At 41.8% G+C, this 19,221-nt stretch carries 19 protein-coding genes and 1 tRNA gene; 9 read left to right on the top strand and 11 right to left on the bottom strand.

Annotation, left to right across the window (positions count from 1 at the left end; genetic code table 11):
- Nucleotides 1-157: 157 nt before the first annotated feature.
- Both ACQRBN_RS13005 and ACQRBN_RS13000 read right to left on the bottom strand, forming a co-directional pair.
- Nucleotides 158-1,648, bottom strand: a complete 1,491-nt coding sequence (locus tag ACQRBN_RS13005; RefSeq protein ID WP_427739429.1) for a sodium-dependent transporter — start codon at nt 1,646-1,648, stop codon at nt 158-160.
- Nucleotides 1,649-1,923: 275 nt separating this feature from the next.
- Nucleotides 1,924-2,130 carry a hypothetical protein gene (locus ACQRBN_RS13000; RefSeq protein ID WP_427739428.1) on the bottom strand — a complete coding sequence of 69 codons (207 nt, stop codon included), beginning with the start codon at nt 2,128-2,130 and terminating at the stop codon, nt 1,924-1,926.
- A gap of 186 nt (nt 2,131-2,316) precedes the next feature.
- On the opposite strand from ACQRBN_RS13000, the gene ACQRBN_RS12995 reads away from it, so the two are divergent.
- Nucleotides 2,317-3,048, top strand: a complete 732-nt coding sequence (locus tag ACQRBN_RS12995) for a transposase (protein ID WP_427739427.1) — start codon at nt 2,317-2,319, stop codon at nt 3,046-3,048.
- Between the two features lie 305 nt (nt 3,049-3,353).
- Here the strand turns inward: ACQRBN_RS12995 and ACQRBN_RS12990 are convergent, their stop codons facing one another.
- On the bottom strand, nt 3,354-4,004 hold the full coding sequence (locus ACQRBN_RS12990; RefSeq protein WP_427739426.1) for a hypothetical protein: 651 nt from the start codon (nt 4,002-4,004) through the stop codon (nt 3,354-3,356).
- A gap of 218 nt (nt 4,005-4,222) precedes the next feature.
- On the opposite strand from ACQRBN_RS12990, the gene ACQRBN_RS12985 reads away from it, so the two are divergent.
- The 6 genes from ACQRBN_RS12985 (at nt 4,223) to ACQRBN_RS12960 (ending at nt 9,834) form a co-directional block, all read left to right on the top strand.
- On the top strand, nt 4,223-5,095 hold the full coding sequence (locus ACQRBN_RS12985; RefSeq protein WP_427739425.1) for a LysR family transcriptional regulator: 873 nt from the start codon (nt 4,223-4,225) through the stop codon (nt 5,093-5,095).
- A gap of 173 nt (nt 5,096-5,268) precedes the next feature.
- Nucleotides 5,269-5,550: a sodium:solute symporter family transporter gene (locus ACQRBN_RS12980; RefSeq protein WP_427739424.1), complete on the top strand. Its 282-nt coding sequence runs from the start codon at nt 5,269-5,271 to the stop codon at nt 5,548-5,550.
- The gene (locus ACQRBN_RS12975) at nt 5,469-6,269 is read left to right on the top strand and encodes a sodium:solute symporter family transporter (protein ID WP_427739431.1); all 801 of its coding nucleotides are present in this window, start codon (nt 5,469-5,471) and stop codon (nt 6,267-6,269) included. The genes ACQRBN_RS12980 and ACQRBN_RS12975 overlap by 82 nt, the downstream gene beginning before the upstream one ends.
- Nucleotides 6,270-6,743: 474 nt before the next feature.
- A complete protein-coding gene (locus ACQRBN_RS12970) occupies nt 6,744-8,114 on the top strand; it encodes a sodium-dependent transporter (protein WP_427739423.1) in 1,371 nt (456 codons plus the stop codon).
- 195 nt (nt 8,115-8,309) lie between these two features.
- Nucleotides 8,310-9,200, top strand: a complete 891-nt coding sequence (locus ACQRBN_RS12965; protein ID WP_427739422.1) for a permease — start codon at nt 8,310-8,312, stop codon at nt 9,198-9,200.
- Nucleotides 9,201-9,294: 94 nt separating this feature from the next.
- On the top strand, nt 9,295-9,834 hold the full coding sequence (locus ACQRBN_RS12960; protein ID WP_427739421.1) for a YcxB family protein: 540 nt from the start codon (nt 9,295-9,297) through the stop codon (nt 9,832-9,834).
- 54 nt (nt 9,835-9,888) lie between these two features.
- Here ACQRBN_RS12960 and ACQRBN_RS12955 read toward each other — a convergent pair whose 3' ends face one another.
- From ACQRBN_RS12955 to ACQRBN_RS12920, 8 genes are all read right to left on the bottom strand, one after another.
- Nucleotides 9,889-10,554 carry a B3/B4 domain-containing protein gene (locus ACQRBN_RS12955; protein WP_427739420.1) on the bottom strand — a complete coding sequence of 222 codons (666 nt, stop codon included), beginning with the start codon at nt 10,552-10,554 and terminating at the stop codon, nt 9,889-9,891.
- Nucleotides 10,555-11,071: 517 nt separating this feature from the next.
- Complete coding sequence (locus ACQRBN_RS12950) at nt 11,072-11,548, bottom strand: glycine/sarcosine/betaine reductase component B subunit (RefSeq protein WP_427739419.1); 477 nt, start codon at nt 11,546-11,548, stop codon at nt 11,072-11,074.
- Nucleotides 11,549-11,559: 11 nt separating this feature from the next.
- Nucleotides 11,560-12,327 carry a proline reductase cluster protein PrdD gene (prdD, locus tag ACQRBN_RS12945; protein WP_427739418.1) on the bottom strand — a complete coding sequence of 256 codons (768 nt, stop codon included), beginning with the start codon at nt 12,325-12,327 and terminating at the stop codon, nt 11,560-11,562.
- A 113-nt stretch (nt 12,328-12,440) separates the two neighbouring features.
- A complete protein-coding gene (prdB, locus tag ACQRBN_RS12940; protein ID WP_082210542.1) occupies nt 12,441-13,166 on the bottom strand; it encodes a D-proline reductase (dithiol) protein PrdB in 726 nt (241 codons plus the stop codon).
- A gap of 2 nt (nt 13,167-13,168) precedes the next feature.
- Entirely contained in the window at nt 13,169-13,465 is a 297-nt protein-coding gene (locus ACQRBN_RS12935) for a CBO2463/CBO2479 domain-containing protein (RefSeq protein WP_427739417.1), read from the bottom strand.
- A gap of 16 nt (nt 13,466-13,481) precedes the next feature.
- On the bottom strand, nt 13,482-15,335 hold the full coding sequence (gene prdA / locus ACQRBN_RS12930) for a D-proline reductase (dithiol) proprotein PrdA (protein ID WP_427739416.1): 1,854 nt from the start codon (nt 15,333-15,335) through the stop codon (nt 13,482-13,484).
- Nucleotides 15,336-15,517: 182 nt separating this feature from the next.
- Nucleotides 15,518-16,924 (bottom strand): proline reductase-associated electron transfer protein PrdC, encoded by a 1,407-nt coding sequence (gene prdC, locus ACQRBN_RS12925; protein WP_427739414.1) that lies wholly within the window; start codon nt 16,922-16,924, stop codon nt 15,518-15,520.
- A 145-nt stretch (nt 16,925-17,069) separates the two neighbouring features.
- Nucleotides 17,070-17,167 (bottom strand) — tRNA-Sec (locus tag ACQRBN_RS12920).
- A gap of 296 nt (nt 17,168-17,463) precedes the next feature.
- On the opposite strand from ACQRBN_RS12920, the gene ACQRBN_RS12915 reads away from it, so the two are divergent.
- Both ACQRBN_RS12915 and ACQRBN_RS12910 read left to right on the top strand, forming a co-directional pair.
- The gene (locus ACQRBN_RS12915; RefSeq protein ID WP_427739412.1) at nt 17,464-18,498 is read left to right on the top strand and encodes a proline racemase family protein; all 1,035 of its coding nucleotides are present in this window, start codon (nt 17,464-17,466) and stop codon (nt 18,496-18,498) included.
- 110 nt (nt 18,499-18,608) lie between these two features.
- Nucleotides 18,609-19,196 carry a TetR/AcrR family transcriptional regulator gene (locus ACQRBN_RS12910; protein ID WP_427739411.1) on the top strand — a complete coding sequence of 196 codons (588 nt, stop codon included), beginning with the start codon at nt 18,609-18,611 and terminating at the stop codon, nt 19,194-19,196.
- Nucleotides 19,197-19,221: the final 25 nt, after the last annotated feature.

The following is a 19,221-nucleotide window of genomic DNA, read 5'->3' as shown; positions in this document are numbered from 1 at the left end:
TTTAACAATCTTTCAATTATTTATTTGGAAGATTTCCCTTTTTCCTTTTTGAATACTTTTACCATAAAATAGGCAAACCCGCCGGTATATCCTACGAGAGTAACTACCATCATAATAATTGCATCCATCGTCATAATACATTACCTTCTTTCTATTCTTATTGACAGTTCTCGTCTTTTGTAATCGGTCCCTTTCCTGTCTTTTTATTAAAGAACTTTGTAAGAGCCAGACCGGCAACGATAACAACCACAAACTGTAAGATAATTGTTCCTGTATTGTCCTGTATGATAAATGGATTGAGCCATGTATCCGGGAACCAATCCTTTGTCTGGATGAACCAGTAGATTACCATAACAGCAACGATAATCGGCATGATATACATACATACATTAAAGTAAGCTTTCGGGAAATGCATACCCGCACCTTCCGCATTAACTTCTTCATTTCTAAGTTTCTCAACACCATACTTGATTGCAACCAGAGAAATCAAAGCTCCGCTGACCAGAAGGCCTACACCCCATACCCAATCTTGATTGTCGATGTTGTTTAATGACCATGCCGAGAAGCATCCTACTAAGAATCCAGCAAGACAGATATATACAACTGCTTTCTTGCGTACAACCCCCAAATCAACAAGTACTTTTACACCAACCTCTATCATAGAAAACAGAGATGTGATAGCGGCAATTGCGAGCACAATGAAGAAAATAAACGAAATCATTCTTCCACCCGGAATCGTCGAGAATAACTGATAAATATAAATAAACGTAATTCCAAAATTGCCCTGTCCAAGCGCCTCGTTCGCAGCTTCTGGTGTAACAGACAAAGCACAAATAGCTGGGATTACAACGAGTGCGGATAAAATCGCTCCAAGGTTATCCCCAAGACCCATAATCATACAACTTGTTGGAATATCTTCTTCTTTTTTTACATAATTCGCATATGTAATAATGAAGCCCCAGCCTGCTCCCGTTGACCATGCAGCCTGAATGAAAGCCTGAATCCACGTATTCGGACTGAAAAGATATTCGCTCTTAATTGTAAAGAGATATTGAAGTCCCTGACTAGCTCCCGGCAATGTAACCGCATAAATCGCTAACGCCACAAGTATCAGGAACAATAACGGAATAGCAACCTTGCAAAATTTTTCGATACCGTCCGCAACTCCTTTATATACAATAAAACAAGCCGCCGCAAAACCAATCGCATGGAAAATAATAACCTGTGCCGGCGAGTCTGTAAATGCTGTCCACATCGCCGATGTTGTCTCTGTCGACATATTCGACTGGAAAGAAGTCAATGAATTAACCGCATACTTCATACAATATCCTTGCAGTACGCAATAATAACTCATAAGGAAGAAACACACTGCCGCAACAAAAAAGCCCATCCATGTATATTTCTTTCCACCCATATCCCGGAACGCTCCCACTGTTCCAAGTCTTGTTTTCTTACCAATGGCCATCTCTGCCGAAAGAAGCGGAACTGCATAAATCAACATAGCAATTGTCCATGCTAGAATAAATGCCCCGCCACCATTTGCTGCGCAAATTCGTGGAAAACGCCAAACATTACCTGTACCGATACACATACCAAGTGCAGCCGCAATATAACCTATAGTACTAAATCCTTGCTGCTTCTGCTCCATAAAAAAGCCTCCCATTCTTATAAAATATAAAATGGATAAAATAAATCAATTTTTATTTCCATTTTGTCTATTATACCTCTTATATCCCTTAAGGTCAATGAAAACATTACATTTTCTTATGTCCGCATTACATTTTTTTATTTTGAAATTTTTCAAAGTAAATGCAACACCCTGTTGCACTTACTCTGAAAAGTCTATCTGTTGCAGTTACTTTGAAAAATATACGATCAATTACTTTCATAAAGTGCTGTCTTACCGCCAGGAATTCCTTTCAATCAATTTCCTCTTGATGCTGTGACTGCCTGAATGCTTCGGGCTGCTCCCATCTCCATGTATGTGGCGCTTCCGCCTGCCAGAAAAAATGCAAGTTCTGCGCCAAGGCTAAACGATACTGTCCGGATTATATACAAGCTTTCTGCGATGCCCTCCTCGCGCATCCGCTCCGGCTTTGCAATTCCTGCCACAAACATAGTTTCTGCCATTTTGAACAGCGTTTTTATTACGGCAGGACGGCTCACCAGCAATATAAGGATACCCTCGTCAACTCACGCAACGGGTTTGACCTCACTGCCGCGCAGCTGGATGAAATCAATTCTACTGTCACGCCTCTGATCCGCAGAGGGCAGTCCATCTATCACATCGTGCAGACAAACAAGGACCGCCTTCCCGTGAGCGAATCCACCATCCGCCGGCTGATTGGAAACTGCGAGCTCGATGTCCGGCCTGTTGATCTTCCCGAAGCCGTAAAGCGCAAACCCAGACGCAAACCACAGCCTCACCCGGAACCACCCGTATCCAAAACAGGACATCTTTATCAGGATTTCCTGTCCTTTATCCAATCTCATGATGTCCCTGTCGTGCAGATGGACTGTGTGGAAGGCACGAAATCCGATTCCGGCGCCATCTTAAGCCTTCACTTTACCTTGTTCCACATGCAGCTCTACTTTGCTCTGCAGGCACATGATTCCGGTTCCGTAGTCAGAATGCTCGATATCATCGAAGAAGCTTTGGGTCAGGAATTGTTTTCTGTCTGCTTCCCTCTGATCCTCACTGATAACGGAAAAGAGTTTTCAGACATCAAAGGCATGGAGCGCTCGGTCTATGGCGGAAAGCGCACGAAGGTCTTTTTCTGCGAGCCAAACCGCTCCGACCAGAAAGCCCAGTGCGAGACCAATCATAAACTCCTGCGGAGAATCGTGCCGAAGGGTACTTCCGTGGACAGGTTTATGCAGGCAGACATGACGCTGGCGACAAACCATATCAACAGCTATGTCCGCAAGTCCCTGTTTGAAAAATGTCCCTACGACCTTGCCATGGATGTCTTTCCGGATGATTTTTTGTGCTCCTCGGCTTGGAACAGATCCCGGCAAAGAAAGTCCTTCTCACTCCCGGGCTGCTAAAATAACCATTACGCGTCAAAGTAAACGCAACACTTAAAACCGTTACATTTAACCTGAAAAATCCTGTTTCAGGTCTATTTCGCATGCACTTTTTTACTCAAAACAAGCCTTTTCCTCTTGAAATCTGAAAAAAGTGACCTTTTGAAAGCCACTTTTTCTGTTGCATTTACTTTATTTAAAAGATGTTGCACTTACCTTGAAAATCTCGCCATTTTTTTATTTTCTGTCAATTCGCTTTCCAGAAAATATTTATACTTAAAAAGGTTTTGCAAGAAACGTTTCTCACAAAACCCCCTTTCATTGTTCTAGGAAATCTTTTTTACCTTCTCTATATATGGGCTAAAAATTTTCATACTCAGTTTTTCTAACGTTCCCAACATTAGCATCCCGATGATTGTGCCTTCCCTCACTTTGATTGACACCCCACCGGATATAGACAATATGACCGATATGATAATACACAGTGCGTCTAGGGAAATCCTTACTTTTGCATAATCAATCTCATATTTTCCACTGATGACAATGCACATTGCCTCACTGGGAATGGTTACCAAATTCAGCAGAAGGAGCGGTCCCAAAAACAGTCCCAGTCCTACATAAGCCAAAATGACAAATAAAAGTTTCATTCCGTAACTGTGAAGTTCAAATGTAAGCATATTATAATAGAAGAAATTCAAAAACATTCCGAATACAATCACATATGGTATCTGGAATATCTTCCTCACCTTAAATTCCCTGCCCTGTATGGCAAATTGGATAAGAACACATAAAATATGTAAGATCATACTAAGCGTTCCAACCTTCAGCCCACAGATTTCATACACATTAAGTCCCACAGCATCCCAACAGGCACACACTCCAATATTCGCTTTTAATGCCAACGTCTGAGAAAACGCTGTACCACAGGTCAAAAATAGCAGCAGCAAGATCTGGAAAGCTGCATTCTTCTTCGTCATTGAGCTTATCCCCTCTTTCCTCATTGCTATAATGATTATACACATTTTTTGACAGACGGGGAAAGTTTTTCTTTATAATTCCCTATATTTTCTTCATTTTTTCCATATTTTTCTCTTGTGTTCGAAGAATTTTTGCATTAGTATTAAAATTGTATATACCAAGTATTACAATTACGTATACATGTATGCATGTACATGTATTTAAAGGAGTGAATCATATGGATATTAAAAAATGGCGGGTTATGCTTGCAGTGGATGACTATGGAAGCTTTACAAGAGCAGGCGAAGAATTCGGTTATACCCAGTCCGGAATTACACAGATGATGCGGGCACTGGAAAAAGATGTTGGATTTCCTCTATTTATAAAGGATAATCATGGTGTCACTCTCACTGGCGAAGCCAAATCCCTGATTCCCTCTATACGTGCACTGTTGAACTCAGCCGAAGTAGTCACTCAGGAAATCGCTTTTCTTAAAGGCGCCCAAAAAGGTACTATTAAAATAGGGACATATCTAAGCTGCTCCATTCACTGGATTCCGAAGATCATCCGTGAATTCCAGCAAAAATACCCGGATATCATCTTTAAGGTTATTGAAGGAAGCGAAGGTGATCTGGCAGACTGGATAGAGGAACGAAGGGTTGATATCGGATTTATCAGCTATCAGAAGGGACAGAATTATCAATTTCTCCCAGTTATGGATGACGAATTATTTGCAATCCTTCCAAAGGACCACCCTTTCACTGCATACGATGAGATTCCTGTTGAATTATTTCAGGGCACTCCATTCGTTATCACCAAATATACACCCGGAAGCGATGTGCACCGGATATTAAGAGAATATAAGATCAAACCGGACATCCGTTATATTACGATCAACGAGTTCAGCATCATCTCCATGGTCGAACAGGGACTCGGACTTTCGATTCTTCCAGGACTTCTTCTCAGAGGACAGATCGGTGATTTCGAGACGCGCCCACTTGTTCCAAGGGCATACCGGCAGTTAGGGCTGGCTTTCTCATCTCCGGAAGAATTATCCCCTGCGTCCAAGAAATTCCTGAAATATGCAAAAGACTTTTTACTGGATGATTAAAATCTCCCATTCTTACTAATGTTTTTTAGGGGCTCGGCATAACAAAATATAATGTCGAAATAAGATTTTTTAATATATTTCTTGCTTTTTATATACTGCTTGGGGTAGCATTAATATTCTACTTTAATGGAACCAACAAGGATTCCGAGGACTTTTTTCTTGGGGGACGTTCAATGGGACCTTGGGTAACAGCTTTATCCGCTCAGGCTTCTGATATGTCAGCATGGCTTCTGATGGGACTTCCGGGTTCGATTCTGGCATTTGGTTTCGGTCAGATGTGGATTGGAATCGGTCTGGCACTCGGCACAGCAGCGAACTGGAATATACAGATGCTGCCTCCGGAGCAGTTACACAGTGTTCATTCGGTGGCGGAATCTTCAACGCAAGCCTGCCGGAAATCATTACTGGTCTTGGCTGGGGACTTGGATACTTTGGTATGCCTCACATTCTGGTAAGATTTATGTCTATCGAGAAACCTTCTATGATTAAGAAATCTTCCATCGTGGCTATCGTATGGGTAGTTATTTCACTGTTTTCTACTGTAATGGTAGCTTATTTCGGAAGAATGATCGTAGGCGAAGAACTTCTTACCACAGGAACCCAAAGTATGGTATTTATTGTTATGTCACGTAAATTCTTCCCGGCAGCCATCTGCGGACTATTGCTTGCCGCTATTATTGCAGCTTCTATTTCGACCGCAGACTCTCAGTTGCTTGTAGCATCCAGTTCATTTACGGCTGATTTGTACAAACCATTCTTCCGTAAGGAAGCATCTGAGAAGGAAACCTTAATGGTAGGACGTATCCTTGTACTGATTCTTTCCGCAATTGCATTTGCAATTGCTAATTCCAAGGGATCAGGCGCTCAGGCAATCATGGATATGGTAGAAAATGCATGGGGTGCATTCGGAGCTTCTTTCGGACCAACAATTCTTCTGTCACTTTTCTGGAGAAGATTCAACTACAAGGGCGCTATTGCAGGTGTTATCACCGGATTTGTAGTTGACCTTGGCTGGCTTCTGACAGGGCTTACCGCTTCTACCGGTATATTTGAAATCGTACCAGGATTCTTCGCAAGCATGATTGTAGCAGTACTGGTGGCTAAGTTTACCGAAGCACCAAACGCGAAAGCTCTTGAAATATTTGATAAGGCTACGGCTCCAGACGCTGACTAGATGTACATAATCAAGATAACAAAAAAACACATCCGCATATCAAAGCGGATGTGTTTTTTAATCTAATAATTATCTTCCATTCTCGCTCTTAACTACAGATGCGATTCCATAAAGAGCAACAATCCCAACTATTGTCCATCCTAACATGATGATCCCTCCTCAACTTTTTTCCTGTATCTCATTCTCTCATTATTTCTTTCTTTGTGATTTCAGTATAGCAACTTTTTTTACATTTGTGAAACGAGGTTTTATCATGTTAATATTACACTTTCTTATGTCAACTGACATTTTTTTGACAGGTTTCGGCATAAGAAAATGTAATATCAACATTATATTTTCTTATTTCTTTATTGACATTTGTTTCACAAAAAGATATAATTAGAAAGAGGAATAAATTAGCAAGGATGCTCTCGCCCTACAGAGAGCATCCCTTTTTTTATTCCTAAAACAAATAAAGATTGGAGTGTGTTATTTATGAGTAATAATACAAATCAGACCACACAACAATGGAATTCAAGATTTGGTTACATTATGGTTGCAGCCGGAGCTGCTATTGGTCTTGGAAACATCTGGAAATTCCCTTATCTGGCTTATCAAGGCGGAGGCGGGATCTTCCTCATCGTGTACATCGTTATCATCGCCTTGATGGCTCATCCCATGGTCGAGATGGAGACTGCCATTGGGCGCCACAGCGCTTCTGACACAGTAACATGTTTTGAAAATGTAAATAAGAAATGGGGATTTGTCGGCTGGATTGCCAACCTCTGTACCCTGATGATCAATATGTATTATGTCGTTGTCGGCGGCTGGGTATTAAAATATGCTTTCCAGTACATTATCAATGGTGACTTTGGCACTGACAAAGAAGTTTACTTTCTCAACTTCACCACTTCCAACGCAGAACCCATCATATGGGCATTAATTCTGCTGGTCTTTGTATCCGTCTTGCTTTTATTCGGAATTACGAACATCGTTGAAAAGTTAACCAAGTTCCTTATGCCTGCATTATTCATATTCCTGATCATCTGCGGAATATGGGCATTATTTGTTACAGATGGTGCAATAGATGGTCTGAAGTACTACCTGCTTCCTGATTTTAGTAAGTTTACTTTCTCAGTATTTGCCCAGGCTGCTACCCAGGTACTCTTCTCTGTAGGTATCGGCTGGGGAATCTTCACAACCCTGGGCGCCAATATACCAAAAGAGAACAACCTGCGCTCCGATGCCATCTTAGTATCCATATGTGATACAGCCGCTGCACTCCTGGCAGGATTCGTTATCATCCCTTCTGCATTCGCTGCCGGCGTTGACGTAGAAAAGGGACCTGCCCTTGTATTCTTAGTAATGACTGATATATTCAGCAAACTTCCCGGAGGAAGAATTATCGGCATCTGCTTCTTCCTGGCACTTGCATTTGCTGTTATTTCTTCTCTGTTTACATTCTTTGAGATCACAATCCGTACTCTCGAAGACAAATGCAAACTTGGACGTAAAAAAGCGACCATTATTACCGCAGTTATTATTGGCGCAGGAAATATTATCGTATCCCTCGGCTTCGGCGCATTAAGCGGCGTTCAGATTCCATGGCTGGATGTCAACGGTATTACCAAGTATGGTTTCTATGACTGGCTGGATTGCTTCACCGGATACATACTTCTTCCGCTTGGATGCTGGTTGATCTGCTTGTTTATTGCTAAAATATGGGGATTCAAAGAATACGAAAAAGAACTTACTAATAATGGCAAGTATGGAAAAATCACAATATACGATAAGATATTAACGATTGTAGTTGTGCCGGTATTCATGGTCATTGTTATATTGAATGTATTCGGGTTCATTAAATAGGAATATCTAAAAAAGTATTTTATGAACACTGTCGAAGATCCGTCTTTTTCATATATTTAGATTGACCTTTCCTATAATAAATGGTATTATTATTGTAGGTTTTGGATAATTACTTTCCGCAATCGGGGGGCGGGTTGTAACTTATGTCCAACAACAGTTAATTTCATTTTATAAGAATCTGGAGGTAGAGAAAACATGTTACTAGCACTTCAAATTTTATTCGGCGCTTTAGCAGCCGGAACCGGTATCGGACTTATATTTGATATCACAAAAAATCGTATGGATGAACTCAAGGGTGCAACTGGCAAGCAATGGGCATCTGGTTTCACCGTAGGTATCATCGCCAACTTACTTGATACACTTGGCTGTGGTTCTTATGCACCATCTACATTCATGTACAAATTATTTAACCAGATAGATGACATTGACATTCCAGGTACTTTGAATATTGGTGATACTTTCCCAGTTATCTTTGAGGCATTCATCTTCACTGCTTCTGTTGATTGTGATCCTATGTTCCTGTGGATCATGTACATCTGTGCTGCTGTTGGCTCATTCGGATTTGCCAGCATCGTTACAAAATGGCCACGTAACAAGATCAGATGGGCTCTTGGTATTATTATGATTCCACTTGCTGCTATTATGCTTTGCAAGAATACTGGTGTTGGTCCTTTCGGAATCATCGGTACTGCTACTGGATTGCACGGATGGAAACTGGTTGTAGCTGCAGTTCTCAATATTCTTTGGGGTGCGCTCATGGATATTGGATTTGGTCTGTATGCACCTTGTATGGCTACATGTCTTCTGCTTGGTGTTGATGCCACTGCTTGTTTCCCTGTATTCATGGGATCTTGTGCCGTTCTGATGCCTGCTTGTTCAATCGAGTTCATTAGAACCCACAGATATGATGTACCACATACAGTTGGTAATGCCCTTGGCGGAATTATCGGTGTATTTATTGCATGGAAAGTTGTTACAAGTCTTCCAATGTTCTGGCTCATTAACCTGATCTGTATAGTTCTTCTGTGGACATCATACACATTGATCAGTTCTGCCCTGAAAGACAAAAAGGCCGGAATAGCATAAAAATTACATAAGTATATTACATAGATGGCGGCCTTACAGGCAGCCATTTATGTAATTAACAATAAATACTATAAAAGAAAACGGAGACAGCAATATGTTCGTAAACGAATACGTAATGGACCGAAGACGTTATGATAAATGGGCAACTCCTAAATTTTGGAAGTTACCCATTTTTTATGTGTATTGTTTCATTTTTGTTGCAGGAGTATTTGGATGGATTTATTTCCAAAAGGTTGGTGCCTCTCCCAGGTGGCAATCAATTGGAGCTTTCCTGACATTTGTCGCAGTATATAGGGGTGTTTTTTTCAGATGGATGCATGCTGATAAGACATTCCGTGTCACACGAGCACAATATTTTGGCGGCAAGGATTGGAACTGCAAAGTAGTTGTGGGAAGCAAAAATATATCTTTATACATCAACGGAAAAATTAATAATAAAGTCGAATGGAAGGATATCCTGAAATTCGAAGAAGCCAAATCTTATTTTAAATTATCAACAGATGAATACAATGAAGGAGTTATGCTGGATAAGTTATGTTTCACTGAAGGGGATGCAGACAGTTTTAAACAATGGATACTTGATAATCATCCCGAAATTAATTATGAACCTATAGCTCCGATGTTTGATAAATAGCAATTCCAAATCCTGCCCCTATTATCCTGAGGCAGGATTTTTCAATCTGTTTTACTATTCTACGATCCAAGTCTCTATTCCTTCTGCCCTTGCATACTGTTCCATGTATTTCTTTCCATATTCAAGCGCCTTCTCCAGATCCCTATTCGCGGAGAAAGAATAGATCAATGTCAGAACCTCCTGTGCGTTCTCTGTGATCATCGCTCTCTCAGAATCACTTGTGGAACTCCCAATCGCGCCCTGCTCATCTGCCAGCACCGGCAGGCCTTCAATATTGATCTCTTCTTTTCCAATCCCTTTATAGGTCTCACCAGGTCTCCCTACGCGGAACAGCAACTCGTCCCCTATATTGGCCACATCATATGACCCCACAGAGAAGCCGGATTCTATAGAAATCAAGTTATTTACATCCACAACGGTATTTACTTCATATAATCCTTTACCCTGCCCGATTCTGCGGATTAGCGCCTCAGAGGATACACGATAGCGGCTCGGATCTTTTCCGAATGCTTTATATGCAGTTCTGGATTCCTTAATATTCGGAATCTCATTCACTCCATAATCAAAGATATCATCCTTTGCTTTTTTGAAAATATCCTTTTTTAGATACTTCCACATCTCTTCATTCTTCTTCTCAACTTTCACTTTATACTGCAGGCAGCCTACCCTGACCGCTGGCCACAGTTCCTTCATATAATTGTCAATACTAAGCTTTTTCATCAATTTATCCCTCCTAGATATCTCTTGTATTTGATTATAATACTTCTTTCTTCCTATCTCAACTCGTTTTTAATAAAACCCATTGGACAAAAATGCATAACAATATATGTTTCCCCTCTAAATATTCGTTATATTGCATAAAAATAATTTTTTAATTCAGCACTTCTTGACTCTACCACGCAAAAGTGCTATACTTACCACAACTTAGATGTGAGAGAACCAATGGCGGTTTCCTAAAGAGAGGGAACTGCTTTTTTGAAAGATGGGTACACACTAAGTTATAACTTTTATGGTTGTTATTGCAGTTAATCTGTTGCCGATCGTTTCCCCCAAGAACGTTCTTGCAACGGTGAACTCCAATTAATATATACATTTCCTCTAAGGAGGAGCATTCCCCAGCTTTGTATATACGCAAAACTGCAATGCAACGAGGAAAAACCTCTCAATGACATACCAAAAAGAAAGGGCACGACATACAGGTCGTGCCTTTTCTTTATCTCATTACTCATTATCTTAATTATTTCTGCTGATCTTTCTGTCTCATTTTTAATTTTAAGAGTGCCTTCGCTTTCAGGCAATCCAGACGCACCATATTATTCTCTCCCAGCACATCTGTCTCCTCTCCTGATTCACTCTTATTAATGTCCACAATGGCATCCAGATAATCATTGACAACTACAAACTGTGCAACCGTACCATTAAATGTAATTCCTGTTACAGGAATTCCGCGTGATCCAATCTGCTCAACCGTATTCGTATAATCTACATGGCTGTTTCCCCATCCGTCACAGGAAAGAATTACACCGTCAGCCCGCATGCTTTCTGCCCAAACCGCGGCTCTTGTACCCACGAGCATCTTATCTTCATTACCATCCGGAGAACCCACCAGCATCACTCCCATCAGATCCAAATCCGTATCCTCCGAAACCACTTCAAGAAGCGGATCTCGGAAGTGATGCAGCGATGTTTCTTTTGTTGAAGGACCAATTCCCATATATACACCTCCTACTGCATAGAACGAATTATGCCGTCACGATATTCATTCGGCGTCACAATGATTGGCATATTCCCCATATCAATAATTGATTTGCCTCCCTCTACACCAGAAGGCTCTTTCGCAAACAAATGCGTATCATACATCGCACCCTGCCCTGCAACTTGCTTGATTATGAGAACACGTTTCTTGCCCGGACGCACAATATCGTGGTACTCATGACGTTCCGTACACTTATCACCTTTGAATTTCTTCAGTTTATCACGATAAGACTGAATAAACTTGTCACATGCGCGATGTGCTGCTGTCGGACCCGGACGCTCTTGACCCATTCCCGCAGCCAATGTTACATCAAAGGAAATTATGTAATCATCATCTCCAGGCGTTCCGGCTCGGTTCAGATATAACTGTTCTTTCAAATTTCCCTCTGAAGAACCAAATTCATGGCACTGCTTACCATTTACATCCACACCTGTCAAGATCACGTATACGCCCGTAATCGTATGCGTAATACCTTCTCCAATCTTACCAAGAACCTTTGTAGATATCGGTATAATATCCATCATAGTATTCGTCCATCTGTCATGATCTCCCGGCTTGATAATCTGGATGTCAATCTTCTCAATAAACTCTTCTTCTGCAACAAGTCCATCGATCATCTCTTTGCTGACCGTCATATGTCCGTCCGTCGTAATATCATTATGCACTCCCCATTCAACATCAGTCATATGGAAAGCCTTTATCACAAGACGTCTTAGGTCTTTTACCTCATCAGCCATAGTTAGTCACCTCCACTAACAGTATACAATATATTGTACTCTTTTCCAATATATTAATAAGTCTTTTTTCAAAAAAGGGCAGATGAAAAACATCTGCCCTCTTCATACCTTGATTAGATCTTAGCTACATACTCGAATGGCAACGGAACAATCTTTCCAGGTGTCTGGATCTCTACTAACTGCTCCAGTGTTGCTTTTACGATCTGTGTCTGCTGTTCTACGTTGTGCGGTCCACCTGCATTAGCACCCATAGGTACCAATGGAGCAACTGCACGAGGAGTACCAGTCTGACGAACAACTGGTGGAAGAGCTGCAATAATAATTGTAGGAATTCCAGCTTCTTCAATCGCTCTCTGCACCAATACTGCAGAGCGGTGGCAGGTACCTCAGCCAGCGGTGAGGATTACTGCGTCAACATCCTCTTCTTTGAACATCTGTGCGATAGCCGGACCAGTTTCGCCTTTGAACTTCTCCTGGTTTCCGCCACCACCCATGAATCCTGCATGTACCGGAGCACATGCTCTGATAAATCCTTCCGCAGCTAATTCATGAATTCTGTCAATTGGGAACATACAGTTAATGTCTTTGTTAACATCACTGTTATCATATCCACCATGGGATACCATCAATTCGCTAGATGGTGTTGTGTTCTCTATCTTTCTCCATGTGAAGTCACCAGCCAGGTTGAATCTTTCCTGGTCTTTTTTATGAACACCTGCTGCTGTTGCAAGAGCAATAGACATATCCTTCAACTCTTTTGTTACAGGAGTCCATACTGACGGTGGAGTAATAGGAACGAATATCTCAGATTGTAAACCTTTAACAACTGTTAAACTCATTTTTAGACCTCCTTATTATCCAAACGTTCGCGCATCTTTTCTTGTTTGCGCCGTTCTTTTTCTATGTTGCTGACGTAGTGCTCATTTATCTCTGGTCCAAGCTGTTCCGGAAAACTCATGTTCCATCCAAATTCCTGTCCCACTTTCGGTTCAGTATCACAGATAAACATGCGTTTCGGCGCTTTAAAGAACCCCAGGCGTCCTTTCAAATCAACGCTGATACTACAGTCATCAACGTCTACTACAACGCCCTCCATATAAATGATCCTATCGCCATAATTCAAACGTTCATTATTCATTTAGAACACCTTCGGCTTAGCTGTATTTTAATCTACGCTTTTCACTCATCGGAAGTTCCTGCTCATTTCCAACGAGGTCAATCTTTGTTCCGTATGCGCTCTCAATCAACTCTACGTTTGTAGACTTAACGTTTGGATTCCACTTCTTCTCAGCAGCCTTAACATCTTCACCAGCCATAGCGGTCTTCAACATAGCAAGTGCACGTACAGCATCTTCTGGACAAAGTGTATTATTACCAAGAATCTCATTCTCGATACCAGCTTCAGATTTGTTGTTATCAACCATGTACTGCATGTACTTGTTACCAACAACGAGTGCTCCTTGTACTGCGCAGTAAGACATACCTACTACCGGAACTCCTCTCATACCAATCTGTTCGATATGGCTTGCGAAGTCGATATGGTTGTTTCCAAATCCTTCTGTTGTAACGAACGCTCCATCAGCATCCATCATTTCTACCGTATGACCTACACGGCGAGATACATAGAATTTCTCAGCGTTGATCTGAGGAGATCCAACGAATACAACACCACAAAGGTCTACTTCCGGATCATGCAATGCTTCCAGAACGAGCGGCTCTCTCCAGTAATGTCTAGACATCTCTTTGGATGCAGGTCCGATACATGTTAATGCATGAATACATCCATCAAGAACTTCCAATGGAGATACGCAAATCGGAACATTTCCTAAGTCTACGTTAGCTCTAGCGCCAAGGATACCAACCGGCTCTACAGGAAGGATGAAGTTATCATGCATAGCTCCCTGTCCCATGATTTCCTTAACAATAACAACTTTCTTCTTACCTGGACGACGTATAGATTTTAACTCCTGAGTATCAACTACAAGACTCTCGTCAAGTTTCTTCATAACTTCACGGATCTCCTGTGTAATGATATCAAATGCTGTATGAGCAGCCATAGGTCCACGACGCTCCATGTTCGTCTTCTCCTGGATAACAATGTTACCCTTGATAAAGATCTCTCCTTTTTCCGGACATCCCGGGCGTCCCCACATAATGTTCTCGTCTAAATATCCTTCGGAAGATCCGAACTCACCGATCTGAACTCCGCCTTCATCAACACCTGTCAGCATCATAACAACGCCGTCAAGTACTCTTGTAACACCACTTCCAAGTTCACTGTCGCCTTCTTTTGTAGCGATTGGCTGAACATCCATAATGGTCTCAGAATATGTGTGATATAACTCAGGAGTGATGATCTCCAGATGGAAATCTTTTACTAATTCCTGGTCAGCAATAACGTCTGCTTCGATTCCCTCACGGATGTAAAGAGTCGTTCCTTCAATCTTTGTCTCTGGTCCTCTTTTAACTTCTGTAATGTTGAAGTGTTTTCTTGTAAGAGTTCCTACAACTTTTTCTTCTTCAACTACTGCCGGTGCTGCTGCGCCTGCTACAACCGCTTCTGCTCCTGCCGGAACTTCTGCAACTGCTGCTCCACCTGCCCCAAGCGCTCCAACCGGAATCTCAAGGTCAATGTCCTTTCCTTCTCCGATATGAATCTTTAATGTACCGCCTGCTACTACAGGTGCTGCTGCAACTGGTGCTGCTGCAGGTGCTGCTTCCTCTTCTACCTCTTCCTCTTCTGCCGGAGCACTTACTGCTTTTACCCCATCCAGAACATCTGCTGTCAGTGGAGCAAGAGAATCACAAGTTTTTGTAAGTTTTGCTCCCAAAACTTCTTCGATGGTCAGACAACCATCAAGGCTTAATAATCCTGAATCTACCAAATCATCAAAGATCGCCGGATCTTCCAGATTTGCAGGCTCGATTGTAATGCCAGCCTCGGCTCTACAACATAATACCGCAGGATCATGAGCATGTGCCTTCGCTGTTTCAGCTGTGATTGACATATTGTTTTCCCTCCTTGTTAGGTTTGCTTAAACTTCCCTTACGGGTCGTAAAATAGTGTATATATACAGCCTCATCCGGCACGGAGAATACCTCTCTTATCTCCGGGCAAAAGAATCGGGGGCCCTTTGCCCTGCCATCAGTGGCAGTAATACCAAAATGCTTAACTATTAAGATATATTGTTTAAAAATCGATATCCTGGCTTACTTGTTTGGAAACTCTCAGAGTTCTGTACAAGGCATGTCCAATGGATCTCATAACATGGTCTGTCTGATGGAATACTTTCAATCCCATCTTCGGACCGGATGCCATAACTGTGTTTGAGCAGTCAGAACAGTTGCCGATAATAATGTATTCACATTTATCTTTTTTGAACTGCATATTATTCTTAACCTGTCCTGGGCAGTTACCTGGTCTTAAGCACTTCAGAGGTGCGCCCGGCTTATTCTCAATTGCCTGTTTACATCTTGCCACAGATACGACTTTTCCATTCATCTTTTCACAAATCTCGCGCATACGTTCTTCGTTTCCGCCACATGCACAAACAAGAAGTCCTACATTCGCTCCGTGGAGATCCGGGAATTCAACTGTAACAAGAATACCACCTGTTGTCTTCGTAATAGGCGCATCTAAGTCTGTAGACTTCCCAGTGAAAGCACCACCCATAACAATCTCGCCGTATTTTCCGTCAATTCCGCCGGCTCTTTCGATCAATTCCCCTACGCTTGTGCCTACCGGAACATCCATGAATACGTGTGCGGTGTTACCGCCGTTGATCTTACCACGAACTGTCAGGTTCTTTGTAATACACGGCTTCTTCTCGTCTACCGCTTCTGCAACCTTTGCAACCGTTTCAAGGTTCACAACGACAGACTTTGCTGCTGATGGAAGTTGTGTAGTTGTGAGGTTCACCCCAAGACATTCTCTTACTACAGCACGTTCTTCTCCCATTGGATAAATGTCTGGCAGCAGATGCATAGAAATCGCCGGCTCGCTCTCAAGCGCTTTCTGAAGCGTCTTGATTGCTTTCTGGTTTTTCTTCTTAATAGCGAAGATTGCTTTGTCAGCATTCGTAATCTCCATGCAGTATTTTACGCCACGGATTACTTTATCACACTGTTCTTCAATCTGTCTGATATTGTGCTCCAGTCCCGGCTCGCATTCTGCTGCATTAATAAGGATATATCCTCTCTCGCAGTCCAGTTTGAAATCTGCAGGAAGCTCAGGATTAATCTCCGGATCAATCTCTCCCATCGGAGTCTCCGCAAGATTAATGTTCAACTTAATACCTGTCGGGAATCCTGCTCCTCCCATACCTACAACTCCTGCTGCTTTTACCATATCCAGCTTGGTTGCGTCTTCCGGTACATCAATCGGCACAAATTCATCAGGCTGTTCAGCTGCAGGCTCAATAATGATCCGATCTTCTTTGATCTCAGCAACTTTTCCATATACGCTGGAAAAGATATTAGCGCCAAGTCCTGTCGGGGTCGCGATCAAAGTACCTTTTTTTACTTCATCGCCAACTGCAACAATCGGTGCACACGGTGCGCCAACATGCTGACGTAATAAAATCTGTACATTTCCCATGATACCCATCTCCTTTTCTTTTTTATATAAGTAAAAAACGAAACATTGCTGTCCGTTTACTTATTCCCCATTACTCAATCATTTATTTATAGATTATTTCTATAATATATACTTGCCATTTTTTTAACGTTAGATGGTTCTTTTTTGGCGGAGGCATGTGGGAATCGAACCCACCCAGGACGCTCTTAACGCCCCACACTAGTTTTGAAGACTAGGAGGCACACCAGTCACCCATCTACCCCCATGACTTAATCTCATGCGAATAGACTATATCACATTTACCCCTAGATTTCAACCTTTTTATTTATTTTTATAATACCAAAAAATCATTGACTTTTCAAGGTTTATCATCCATAATGAAGATAACAAATTGAACGCAATACTAGAACGTAGTCTATTTGTTAATTTTCTATCGTTTTAGCGAGGTTTTCAATGTTACCTATTTTGAAAAAGGCACTGCGGAAACATGGTAATCCAAAGTGTTTTTATAAAATTTATAGATTTTATCTATAATAAAACAATCTAGGAGGTACAAGAATATGGCTTTACAAGCAAACGTTAATTTCGATCGTTTCGAAGCAGCTCTACAGGTAGTGGATTCCCATACTGTTGGCGAATTTTGCCGTATTGTTATTGGCGGATTTCCAGAGCCAGAAGGCAACACCATGATCGAAAAGAAAAAATGGATGGAAGAGAACTACGATCAGGTACGTACTGCTCTTATGTTCGAGCCAAGAGGACACCACGATATGTTCGGTGCTTTCTTATGCAAACCAGTGAATCCAGAAGCATCATTTGGGGTAATGTTTATGGATACAGGCGGATATCTGAACATGTGTGGCCACTGTACAATCGGTGCTGTAACCGTAGCTATCGAGGCAGGACTTGTTGAATCTCACGAAGGAGAGAACGAGGTAGTATTAGAGGCTCCGGCAGGACTGATCCGCACAAAAGCTATCGTAAAAGAGGGCAAGGTTGAAAGCGTTACATTAACTAACGTACCGGCTTTCGTTTACAAAGAGAACCAGAAAGTAACAATCGACGGAAAAGAGATTGAATTCACAATCTCCTTCGGCGGAAGTTTCTTCGCTCTTGTTGACACAACAAAACTTGATATCGGGGAGATCAATGCTAAGACAGTACCTGCATATACAGCATTAGGAATGAAGATGCTGGATGCAATCAACAAAGAGATTCCTGTTAAACATCCACTTCTCGACATCGACTCCGTTGACTTGGTTGAGTTCTACGGACCAACACCTAACCCAGATAAGGCAGACATGAGAAATGTCGTAATCTTCGGAGATGCTATGGCTGACCGTTCACCTTGTGGAACAGGTACAAGCGCTAAACTTGCTACTCTTCATCACTGGGGAGAAATTAAAGTTGGCGAAGAATTCATCTATGAAAGTTTCATGGGCAGCCTCTTCAAAGGCGTTATTAAAGAAACCACAAAAGTTGGCGATTATGATGCTGTTATCCCAATGATTACAGGAAGCTGCTACCTTACAGGTGTTGCTACATATCTGATTGACCCAACAGATCCATTGAAATATGGTTTCCAGGTAGGTTAATTCCTATTTAGAGTTTGAATGAGCGAACTACACCAACAAACAGAAGCGGATTCAATGTAATCCGCTTCTGTTTATATAATCATCTAACAAAGAGAAAGGAATGAGTGCCGATGCCACGCAAGCGTCAATCCACCAAGAGCCGTATCGTGAAGGCCGCATGGAATCTTTTCTATAAGAATGGATATGACCATACCACAGTAGAGGACATTATCGCAGCATCCAAGACATCAAAAGGCACTTTCTATCACTATTTCAAGGGCAAGGAATCTCTTCTGAATTCCTTATCCTATCTATTCGACCAGAAATACGAAGAACTCGCTGCTGTCATTGACCCGGATATGTCATCTTATGACAAGTTGCTGTTCTCAAACCATGAATTATTCTATATGATAGAAACCAGTGTAGACATTAAACTGCTTGCCTACCTCTACTCATCACAATTAATTACCAAAGATAAGAAGTCTTTGTCTGACCGAAAGCGTTTTTATTTCAAATGGGTAACAGAAGTTCTGCAGGAAGGGCTGGAACGCGGTGAATTCAAGAATACAAGTTCAGCCGATGAACTCATGAATATCTATGCTATATATGAAAGAGCATTGCTATACGACTGGGTACTCTTTAAAGGCAAATACTCTCTGAGCGAATACAGCGACAAGTTGATGCCTCACCTATTAGATACATTTGTTGAAGGAGTCTGACTATGGATGTTGAACCTTAAAAGAC

The sequence above is a fragment of the Bariatricus sp. SGI.154 genome (genome assembly GCF_050313795.1).
Lineage (GTDB): Bacteria > Bacillota > Clostridia > Lachnospirales > Lachnospiraceae > CAMBRQ01.
This window is presented reverse-complemented; position numbering and strand designations above follow the sequence as displayed.